Origin of the sequence: Azospirillum sp. B4, from assembly GCF_000333275.1 — a bacterium.
Classification (GTDB): Bacteria; Pseudomonadota; Alphaproteobacteria; order Azospirillales; family Azospirillaceae; genus Nitrospirillum.
In genome coordinates this window covers 1-9595 of the sequence record NZ_BACU01000397.1, presented here as the reverse complement: position 1 = coordinate 9595, position 9595 = coordinate 1, and the positions used below count along the sequence as shown (strand labels likewise).

Annotated in this window: 6 protein-coding genes; 5 read left to right on the top strand and 1 reads right to left on the bottom strand. The window is 72.8% G+C overall.

Annotated features, from left to right (window positions below):
• On the bottom strand, positions 1–296 hold a 296-nt coding region (locus I55_RS17775; RefSeq protein ID WP_044561918.1), incomplete at its 3' end, for a ferredoxin--NADP(+) reductase.
• A gap of 185 nt (positions 297–481) precedes the next feature.
• Between I55_RS17775 and tsaE the strand changes: the two genes are divergently transcribed.
• The 5 genes from tsaE to addA are packed head-to-tail and all read left to right on the top strand — an operon-like array spanning position 482 to position 9363.
• Positions 482–952: a tRNA (adenosine(37)-N6)-threonylcarbamoyltransferase complex ATPase subunit type 1 TsaE gene (gene tsaE / locus I55_RS17770; RefSeq protein WP_044561919.1), complete on the top strand. Its 471-nt coding sequence runs from the start codon at positions 482–484 to the stop codon at positions 950–952.
• A 19-nt stretch (positions 953–971) separates the two neighbouring features.
• Positions 972–2015 carry an aminoglycoside phosphotransferase family protein gene (locus I55_RS17765; protein ID WP_044561917.1) on the top strand — a complete coding sequence of 348 codons (1044 nt, stop codon included), beginning with the start codon at positions 972–974 and terminating at the stop codon, positions 2013–2015.
• Between the two features lie 4 nt (positions 2016–2019).
• Positions 2020–2814, top strand: a complete 795-nt coding sequence (locus tag I55_RS17760; protein WP_044561916.1) for a nucleotidyltransferase family protein — start codon at positions 2020–2022, stop codon at positions 2812–2814.
• Between the two features lie 4 nt (positions 2815–2818).
• Positions 2819–5839: a double-strand break repair protein AddB gene (gene addB, locus I55_RS17755; RefSeq protein WP_044561915.1), complete on the top strand. Its 3021-nt coding sequence runs from the start codon at positions 2819–2821 to the stop codon at positions 5837–5839.
• Complete coding sequence (addA, locus tag I55_RS17750) at positions 5836–9363, top strand: double-strand break repair helicase AddA (RefSeq protein ID WP_044561914.1); 3528 nt, start codon at positions 5836–5838, stop codon at positions 9361–9363. The genes addB and addA overlap by 4 nt, the downstream gene beginning before the upstream one ends.
• Positions 9364–9595 lie beyond the last annotated feature (232 nt).

Below are 9595 nucleotides of genomic sequence, written 5' to 3'. Positions count from 1 at the left end.
GTGACCTGCTGCCCCAGGTGATAGTTGGGATTGAAGGGGGCGGCCTGTTCGGCCAGCCGGTCGATCAGTGTGGCCGCTTCCACCTGCGGATATCCCGGGATGTCGTAGATGGGCTTTTCCGGGTAGAGGGCGGTGCACTGGCCGCCCACCATGTCCAGCGCGTCCACCACGTGGCAGTCCAGCTTCAGCATGCCGCATTCGAAGATGGCGAACAGGCCCACCGGGCCGGCACCGATGATGCAGACATCGGTGCGATGGATGCCACCGGGGGTGATGGTCGGAAGGGGATTGGACATGGGCTCTCGTCAACTCCTGGCGCGGGCGCGGGGCGGGTCAGCGGTTCGGGTTGCTTTCATCACGCGAATTGATGCGCTAATCAACTGCCCAGTTCACGGGTGCGTCCCGACGGCGCTTGCCCCCGTAACGTTGCGGGCCGCAGAATCGCGCGAATCGCCCGCCCCTACCCTTCTTCAGGATGCCCATGCCCCACGCCCTGACCCTGGATCTGGCCGACGAGGCGGCGACGGCGCGGCTGGCGGCCCAGCTGGGCCGCCATCTCGCCCCCGGCGACGTCGTGGCCCTGTCGGGCGACCTGGGGGCCGGCAAGTCGGCCTTCGCCCGCCACCTGATCCGCAGCATGGGCGACGCGGAGGAGGAGGTGCCCAGCCCCACCTTCACGCTGGTGCAGACCTACGACCTGCCCGGCTTCCCCCTGTGGCACTTCGACCTTTACCGCCTGACGGAACCGGACGAGGTGCTGGAGCTGGGGTGGGAAGAGGTTCGGGATGGCGGCGTGGCCTTGGTGGAATGGCCCGCGCGCCTGGGCCCCCTGCTGCCCGCCGACCGACTGGACCTCAACCTCGCCATCATCGGGCCCGACAGCCGCCGTGCGACCCTGACGGGTTTCGGCGCCTGGGGTCCCCGCCTGGCCACCATCGACTGGGCCTCCTGAATTGGGAAGGTTTCAAGCCATGAGACGCGATACCCCGCCCCGCGAGACCGTCATCCGCCGTTTCCTGGACCGGGCCGGCTGGGGCGCGGCCCGGCGCCAGCCCATGGGTGCCGACTGGTCGGCCCGGCGGTATGAGCGTCTGACACGGCCGGAAGGCGACGGGCGCGACGCCACCGCCATCCTGATGGACTGCCGGGACGAGGTGGCGGCCAGCCAGGTTCCGCCCTTCGTCCAGATCGCCGGCCTGCTGCGCGACTGCGCCCTGTCCGCGCCCGTCATCCTGGCCGGCGACGAGCCGCAGGGCCTGCTGCTGATCGAGGATTTCGGGGCGGAGGACTATGCCGGCCTGCTGGATGGCGGGAAGGAGCCTTGGCAGCCGCTGTACGAGGTGGCGACCGACGTGCTGGTGGCCCTGCATCAGCGCTTCGTCCCCGCCGCGGCACCCGACCTGTCACGCTATGACATGGGCCTGTTCCGCGACCAGGTGATGCTGTTCGCCGACGCCTTCGCGCCGGCCGTGCGCGGCCGGGCCCTGCCCGCCGGCGCGTGGGACGATCTGGCCCAGGCGTGGGAGGGGGTGCTGCCGGCCGCCCTGACCCTGCCACCCACCCTGCTGCTGCGTGATTACCACCCCGGCAACCTCATGCGGCTGGCGGGCCGCGCCGGCGTCGCCGCCTGCGGCCTGCTGGATTTTCAGGACGGGGGCATCGGCCCGCGCGCCTATGACCTGGTGTCTCTGCTGGAGGATGCGCGCCGCGACGTGCCGGAGGACCTGCGCCAGGCCATGATGCGGCGCTATCTGGCTGCCTTTCCCGGCATCGACCAGACGGCCTTCGCGGCGTCGGCCGCCATCCTGGGCGCCGTGCGCCACGCCCGCATCCTGGGCCGGGTGGCGCAGCTGGCCCAGGCCACCGCCGGCGCGCCTCAACTGTCTTTCCTGCCCCGGGTGTGGGGCCAGTTCACCGGCGCCATCCGCCATCCCGCCCTGTCCCCCATTGCCCATTGGGTGGAACGCCATCTGCCCGCTAATCTTGACGCCGATACCATCGTCCGGAGTTTCTGACGCGATGCCCGCTGTTGCCCGTCCGCTTTCCCTCGCCGCCTCGATCCCCGTTCCCCATACCGCCATGGTGCTGGCTGCCGGCCTGGGCCTGCGCATGCGCCCCCTGACCTTGACCCGGCCCAAACCGTTGGTGGAGGTGGGCGGCGCCCCCCTGCTGGACCACGCCCTGGACCGGTTGGCGGAAAGCGGTGTGGCGCGCGCGGTGGTGAACACCCATCACCTGGGCGCCATGATCGAAAGCCATCTGGCCGACCGGCGGAGCCCCGCCATCACCCTGTCGCCGGAGGATGAGTTGCTGGAGACGGGGGGCGGCGTGCGCCACGCCCTGCCGCGGCTGGGAACCGACCCCATCTTCGTCGTCAACGCCGACATCCTGTGGCTGGACGGGCCCACCCCGGCGCTGAAGCGCCTGGCCGCCACCTGGGACCCGGCGGTCATGGACGCGCTGCTGCTGCTGATGCCCACGGTGGCCGCCGTGGGCTATGACGGGCCCGGCGACTATCACATGGAGGCCGACGGCCGCCTGCGTTATCGCGCCGAGGGCGAGCTGGCGCCCTTTGTCTTCGCCGGCGTGCACATCGTGAAGCCGGAACTGTACCAGGCCATCACCGAGACGCGCTTTTCCAACCTGAAGCTCTGGCAACAGGCGGAGGAGGCCGGGCGCCTGTACGGCATGCGCCACGACGGCGTCTGGTTCCATGTCGGCACGCCGGAGGCGGTGGACGAGGTGAACACCCTGCTGGGCCACCCCATCCCGCACAACGCCAAGCTGAGCCAGCCGCGCACGGCCGAGCCCTGACCCCATGAGCTGGGACCAGACCAGCGGGGCGCGCCTGTTCACCATCGCGCCCGGACTGCCCTTCGTGGACGCGCTGGCGGCCGGCATCCTGGACCGCATGGGCGACGACCCGCTGGCCCTGTCGCGGGTGACGGTGCTGCTGCCCACGGTCCGCGCCGTGCGGTCCCTGCGCGAGGCCTTCCTGCGGCTGTCGGGGGGCAGGCCCATCCTGCTGCCCCGCCTGTCGCCCCTGGGCGACGTCGACACGGACGAGGTGGTGTTCACCCAGGGCGGCACCGATCTGCCCCAGGCGGTGCCGGCCCTGCGCCGCCAGCTGCTGCTGGCCCGCCTGGTCATGCGGGCGCCCGGCCTGGCCGCCACCCCGGCCCAGGCCGTCAGTCTGGCGGGCGAGCTGGCGGGCCTGCTAGACGAGGTGCAGACCGAAGGCTGCCGGTTCGAGGACCTGACCCGCCTGGTGCCGGACGACTATGCCCGGCACTGGCAGGTGACGCTGAAGTTCCTGGAGATCATCACCCAGCATTGGCCGGCGTTGCTGGCGGATGAGGGCGGCGTGGATCCGGCCAGGGAGCGGGAGCTGCGGCTGAGGGCCCTGGCGGACACGTGGCGCGCCAACCCGCCGCCCGGCCCCGTCATCGCCGCCGGCTCCACCGGCAGCATCCCGGCCACCGCCGACCTGCTGGCCGTGGTGGCGGCCCTGCCCGAGGGCGCCGTCGTCCTGCCCGGCCTGGACCTGGACTGCGACGAGGCCACCTGGCAGGACCTGGACGAGGCCCATCCCCAGTACGGCCTGAAGCGCCTGCTGGAGCGGCTGGACGCCCGGCGGGCGGAGGTGCGCCCCTGGCCCCTGCCCGATCCGCTGCCCGAAGCCTTGCGCGCCCGCCAAGGATCGCCCGCGCGCGCGCGCCTGATCGGGGAGGCCCTGCGCCCCGCCGGCACGACGGAAGCCTGGCAGGACCTGGGCGCCGGCCCGCTGGCGACCGAGGCGGAGGCCGCCCTGGCCGGCCTGTCCCGCCTGGACGCCGCCACCCCGCAGGAGGAGGCGGCCGCCATCGCCCTGATGATGCGCGAGGCGCTGGAGACGCCGGGCAGGACGGCCGCCCTGGTGACGGCCGACCGCGACCTGGCGCGGCGCGTGGCGCTGGCGCTGAAACGCTGGGACATCGCCGTCAACGACAGCGCCGGCCTGCCGCTGACCCAGAGCGCGGTGGGCAGCTATCTGCGTCTGCTGGCCGACTGGGCGGCGGAGCCGGCACCCCTGGCCCTGCTGTCCCTGCTGAAGCATCCGCTGGCGGCGGGCGGTCAGCATCCGTCCTTCTTCCGTGCCCAGGTGCGCGACCTGGAGCGCGCGGTGCTGCGCGGCCCCCGGCCGGCCGACGGTTTCGACGGCCTGCGCCTGGCGCTGGCCCAGGCGGAGCCGCGCCGTTTCGACGCCCATGGCGATCCGGACGCCCACCGCGCCCGCCTGACCGCGTTCGTCGACGGGCTGGAGGCGATCCTGCGGCCCCTGCTGGCGGCAATGGGCGGCACGGGCAGGACGCTGGCAGATTGGCTGGACCTGCACGCCCGCACGGCGGAGGCCCTGGCCGCCAGCGACAGCCAGCCGGGGGCCGAGCGTCTGTGGCGCCTGGACGACGGCGAGGCCGCGGCCACCTTCGTCCACGAGGTCCAGGACGCCGGCGCCGATTTCCCGGAACTGGGCGGGCCGGACTATGCCGCCGTCATCAGCGCCCTGATGGTGGGCCGCGCCGTGCGCCCCCGCTATGGCCTGCACCCGCGCCTGTACATCCTGGGCCTGCTGGAGGCCCGGCTGCAGCAGTTCGACCTCATGATCCTGGGGGGATTGAACGAGGGCACCTGGCCGCCGCAGCCCAAGGCCGACCCCTGGCTGTCGCGCCCCATGCGCCAGCGCTTCGGCCTGCCCACGCCGGAACGCCATCTGGGCCAGACGGCGCACGACTTCGCCCAGGCCTGCGGCGCGCCCGTGGTGGTGCTGACCCGGTCGGAACGGGTGGAGGGCACGCCCACCGTGCCCTCGCGCTGGCTGTTGCGGCTGGACACCGTGCTGAAGGCGCTGGGCCGTCCGGCGGCCCTGAGGACGGGCATGGGCCGCTGGACCAGCTGGACCGAGTCCATGGACACCCCGGCCGCCGTGCGCCCTTGCGCCCCGCCGGAGCCGCGCCCGCCGGTGGCCGCCCGGCCGCGCCGCCTGTCCGTCACCCAGGTGGAGACCTGGATGCGCGACCCCTATGCCCTGTACGCCCGCCACGTGCTGCGGCTGGAGGCGCTGGATCCGCTGGACGCCGATCCCGGCGCGGCCGACCGGGGCACCATGATCCACGACGCGCTAGACGCCTTCATCAAGGCCAACCCCGGCACCCTGCTGCCCGATGACGCGCTGGACCAGCTGCTGCGCTTCGGGCGCCAGGCCTTCGCCCCCTACAGCGGCCTGCCCAGCCTGGAAACCTTCTGGTGGCCCCGGTTCGAGCGCATCGCCGCCTGGTTCGTGGCGCTGGAGCGCGACCGGCGGGCCGGCGGCGTGCAGCCCCTGGTGACGGAGGCGCGGGGCAGCCTGACGCTGGAGACGGCGGGCAGGCCGTTCGAGATCATCGCCAAGGCCGACCGCATCGACCGCCACCCCGACGGCAGCGTCGCCCTCATCGACTACAAGACCGGCAGCCCGCCCCGCGCGCGCGAGGTGGAGCTGGGCTTCGCCCCGCAGCTGCCGCTAGAGGCCGCCATCGCCCTGTCCGCCGGCTTCGGGATACGGGCGCCGATGGTGGAACAGCTGGCCTTCTGGCGCCTGACGGGGGGCGAGCCCGCCGGCCAGGTGGTGGCCCTGAAGCTGGACCCGGCCCGTCTTGCGGCGGAAGCGGTGGAGGGCCTGCGTCAGCTGATCGACCTGTTCGACAGCCCGGACACACCCTACCGGTCGCAGCCCCGGCCCGGCATGGCGCCGCGCTATTCCGATTACCTGCACCTGGCGCGGGTGGCGGAATGGTCGGTGGGTGACGGGGGTGAGGCATGACCGACGGTATGATCCGCCCCATCGATCCCACGGTGAAGCAGCGCCAGGCGTCCGACCCCGAGACGTCGGTCTGGGTGGGGGCGTCGGCCGGCACGGGCAAAACCAAGGTGCTGACCGACCGGGTGGTGCGGCTGATGCTGGCCGGCACCCCGCCGGGCCGCATCCTGTGCCTGACCTTCACCAAGGCAGCGGCGGCCGAAATGGCGAATCGCATTGCAGAACGCCTTGCAAGCTGGGCCGTGATGGCCGATGGCGACCTGACCCAGGCGCTGGCCGACCTGAACGGCCGCCCGCCCACGCGGGACGAGGTGCTGACCGCGCGCCGCCTGTTCGCCCGCGTGCTGGACACCGCCGGCGGCATGAAGATCCAGACCATTCACGCCTTTTGCCAGTCCCTGTTGCGCCGCTTCCCCCTGGAGGCGCGGCTGCCGCCCAATTTCGAGGTCATGGACGACCGCACGGCGGCGGAGGCGCTGGCCGAGGCCCAGGCCCACATGCTGGCCAGCGCGCAGGACCGGCCGGACACGCCCCTGGGCCGGGCGCTGAAGCGCCTGGCCGGCGCCCTCAACGAGGAAAGCTTCGCCGAGCTGCTGGCCGACCTGGTGGCCCAGCGCGGCCGCATCCGCCGCATCCTGGAGGCCCATGCCAAGCCCGGCGGCGGCTCGGAGGCGGGCCTGGACGGCACCGTCGCCGCCCTGTTCCGCCACCTGGGCGTCGCCCCGGATGAGACGGAGGGCAGCGTGCTGGCCGCCGGCTGCCGGGATGAGGCGTTGGACCTGAATGGTCTGCGCGCCGCCTGCGCCGCCCTGGCGGAGGGCACCGACACCGACGTGAAGCGCGGCCTGGGCATCCAGCTGTGGCTGGACCAGATCGACCGCCGGCTGAACGACATCGCCGCCTACCGCCAGCTGTTCCTGACGGCGGAGGGCACGGTGCGGTCCCGCCTGGCCACCAAGGGCGCGTTGGCCGCCAACCCGCGCACCGCCGACATCCTGGCCCAGGAGGGCCAGCGCCTGATGGAGCTGCAGGAACGCCTGCGCGCCGTCACCGTGGCCCATTCCACCGCCAGCCTGCTGACCCTGGCCGGCAGCATGCTGGAAGGCTATCAGCGCTGGAAGGACGCCCGCGCGGTCCTGGACTTCGACGACCTGATCCTGGCGGCCAGCGCCCTGCTGACCGGGGACGCCCAGGCCTGCGCCTGGGTGCTGTACAAGCTGGACGGCGGCCTGGACCACATCCTGATCGACGAGGCGCAGGACACCAACCCGGAGCAGTGGCGGGTGGTCAGCGCCCTGGCGGAGGAGTTCTTCGCCGGCGAGGGCCAGTCGGACGCGCGCCGCACCCTGTTCGTGGTGGGTGACGAGAAGCAGTCCATCTTCAGCTTCCAGGGCGCGGATCCGGCGGAGTTCGCCCGCATGCGCCGCACCTTCCAGGCACGCGTGCAGGATGCGGAACGGCCCTGGGCCATCGTGGACCTGGAGACCAGCTTCCGCTCCGTCGGCGCCGTGCTGCGGGCGGTGGACGGGGTGTTCGCCCAGGATGAGGCCCGCGACGGCGTGTCCAGCCAGGCCATCCACCACCGCCCCTTCCGCCAGGGCATGGCGGGCAAGGTGGAGCTGTGGCCCCTGGTGCGGCCCGGTGACGGGGTTGAGACGCCGGCCTGGGCCCCGCCCCTGCATCATGAGCCGGAGGACAGGCCCCAGGCCCGCCTGGCCACCGTCATCGCCGACCAGATCGCCCATTGGATCGCGTCGGGGGAGGTGCTGGAGGCGCGCGGCCGCCCCCTGACCGCCGGCGACATCCTGGTGCTGGTCCGCCGCCGCAACGCCTTCGTCCAGCAGCTGGTGCGGGCGCTGAAGGAGCGGCGCGTGCCGGTGGCGGGCGTGGACCGCATGGTGCTGACCGAACAGCTGGCGGTGATGGATCTGATGGCGGTGGGACAGTTCCTGCTGATGCCGGAAGACGACCTGACCCTGGCCACCGTGCTGAAAAGCCCCTTCGTCGGCCTGGACGAGGACGCGCTGTTCACCCTGGCCCATGGGCGCGGCGGTAGCCTGTGGCCGGCGCTGGTGAAGCGGGCGGAGACGGACCCCCGCTTCCAGCCGGCCCACGCCTGGCTGCGCCGCCTGCTGGGTGAGGTCGACTACACGGCCCCCTATGAGCTGTTCGCGGGATTGCTGACCCGCCCGTGCCCGGCGGATGCCGTCAGCGGCCGCCGGGCCCTGCTGGGTCGCCTGGGCGCCGAGGCCATCGATCCGGTGGACGAGTTCCTGAGCCTGTGCCTGGGCTTCGACCGTGCCCACCCGCCCTCGCTGCAGACCTTCCTGCATTGGCTGGCGGCCGGGCGGACGGAGGTGAAGCGCGAACTGGACACCGGGGCCAAGGACCGGGGCCCCGTGGGCGGGCAGGTGCGCATCATGACCGTCCACGGCTCCAAAGGTCTGCAGGCGCCGGTCGTCATCCTGCCTGACACCACGCGCAAGCCGGTGACCAGCCCCCGCATCCTGTGGCCGCACGCCGACGATGAGGGGCGGGGCCCGGCCGTTCCGCTGTACGCCCCCCGGCGCGAGCAGGAGGACGCCAAGGCCCGCGCCGCCCGCGCCGCCGCCGACCGGCGCCGCGACCAGGAATACCGTCGTCTGCTGTACGTCGCCCTGACCCGGGCGGAGGACCGGCTGCACGTCTGCGGCTATGAAGGCAAGACGGCTACCAGCGACGACAGCTGGTTCCGCCTGACCGAACGGGCGCTGGCCACGCTGGCGCCCAGCCGCGCCTTCGACCTGACCGCCGTGTCGCGCCAGGGATGGAGCGGCGACGGCCGGGTTCTGGTCGAGCCGCAGACCCGTCCCGTGCCGGCCCAGCGTGCCGAGCGCGCGGGCGGCGAGGCCATCCCCGCCGCCCCCGCCTGGCTGCTGGCCCCGCCGCCGGCCGAACCCGCCCCGTCCCGCCCCCTGGCGCCATCCCGTCCCGATGGCGAGGAACCGGCCGTGCGCTCCCCCCTGGGTGACGGCGAGACGCGGGAGGCGCGACGCTTCAAGCGCGGCACCCTGATCCACAAGCTGTTGCAACTGCTGCCGGAAATGCCGGTGGCGGAGCGGCCCGCCGCCGCCCGCCGCTGGCTGGCCCGCCCCGCCCATGGCCTGGACGCCGGCCAGCAGGCAGAGATCCTGGCCGAAACCCTGCGCGTGCTGGAAGACGCGGAGTTCGCGCCCCTGTTCGGACCCGGCAGCCGGTCGGAGGTGCCGCTGGTGGGCACAGTGGGCACGCGGCCCCTGGCGGCCCAGATCGACCGGCTGGTGGTGACGGATGCCGACGTGCGCATCGTCGACTTCAAGACCAACCGCCCGCCACCCCGGACGGCTGAGGACATTCCCCAGCTGTACGTATCGCAGATGGCCGCCTATCGCGTAGCACTCAGTCAGCTGTATCCCGGCCTGCCGGTGCGCTGCCTGCTGCTGTGGACGGATGGTCCCTTCGTCACCGAAGTCGACCCGGCGCGCATGGACGCCGCCATTCCCAGTTGAACTTTATCGGCTGTCAGGGAGTTCCCTAAGGGTTGATGGGCTCACCAGCCTACCGGAGGAACCCTGACAATGACCGACTACACGCTGTACTACTGGCCGCTGCCCTTCCGGGGCGAATTCATCCGCGCCATCCTGGCCCACGCCGGCAAGGAGTGGGATGAGCCGGACGTCAGCACCCTGATCGCGGCGATGGAGCAGCCCCCGGGCCAACAGCCGGTACCCTTCATGGGCC

Excerpts from the sequence above, each read along its gene's own strand:
- tsaE (WP_044561919.1), top strand. The coding sequence starts at position 482 with ATGCCCCACGCCCTGACCCTGGATCTGGCCGACGAGGCGGCGACGGCG.
- I55_RS17765 (WP_044561917.1), top strand. The coding sequence starts at position 972 with ATGAGACGCGATACCCCGCCCCGCGAGACCGTCATCCGCCGTTTCCTG.
- I55_RS17760 (WP_044561916.1), top strand. The coding sequence starts at position 2,020 with ATGCCCGCTGTTGCCCGTCCGCTTTCCCTCGCCGCCTCGATCCCCGTT.
- addB (WP_044561915.1), top strand. The coding sequence starts at position 2,819 with ATGAGCTGGGACCAGACCAGCGGGGCGCGCCTGTTCACCATCGCGCCC.
- addA (WP_044561914.1), top strand. The coding sequence starts at position 5,836 with ATGACCGACGGTATGATCCGCCCCATCGATCCCACGGTGAAGCAGCGC.